Here is a 693-nt window from a genome sequence, read left to right on the forward strand (position 1 = left end):
TCGCTCTGTTGTAAAATGAAGTGCAACACAAAAGACATGTTCATCTGATATACTAGAGTTGCGAAAAACAGTATAAAGGAAGATGAACATGTCCACAAACTATTCTACCACAAATCAATCATACAAGCACTTATCTGAAGCTGAGCGAGGAGAAATTGAAGCTTATTTAAGCGTAGGACTCAAACCTGCTGAGATTGCTCGTAGACTGGGAAGAAATCGCTCTACCATTACTCGTGAAATGAATCGAGGTTCTATAACACAAGTGAAACAAGTAAATGGACAGAAGGTCTATTATCAACACTATTATGCAGATGCTGTCCATAACTGTTATCGTCAGGCCAGAGAAGCCAGCTATTATCTGAAACTGGATTGTGTATCGGACGACTTTCTGACAAAATTTAGAGAAGCAATGAGAGAGAAACCAAGAGTGCATAGCGTGAATACCTTTGTTCATACCTACAGACTCCAACATGTAGATGCAGTTGTTCCTTCAACCAAGACGCTCTATAACTATATCCATCAAGGTTTGTTAGAGATTAAGGCTATTGATTTACCAAGAGCAGTGCGGATCCGTAAAAAATTTAACAAGCGTCCCTCTACCAAGAAACATCTAGGAAAGGCAATTGAAGAAAGGCCAGAAGAGATCAATAATCGCTCCCGTTTTGGAGATTGGGAAATCGATTCTGTTCTGGG

Annotated in this window: 1 protein-coding gene; it reads left to right on the forward strand. The window is 39.8% G+C overall.

Annotation, left to right across the window (positions count from 1 at the left end; all coding sequences use genetic code 11):
* Positions 1 to 82 precede the first annotated feature (82 nt).
* A partial coding sequence (locus B7709_RS00125; RefSeq protein WP_142358106.1) for an IS30 family transposase occupies positions 83 to 693 on the forward strand: 611 nt, incomplete at its 3' end.

It is taken from the genome of Streptococcus oralis subsp. dentisani (assembly GCF_002096335.1).
In the GTDB taxonomy this organism is placed as follows: domain Bacteria; phylum Bacillota; class Bacilli; order Lactobacillales; family Streptococcaceae; genus Streptococcus; species Streptococcus oralis_Z.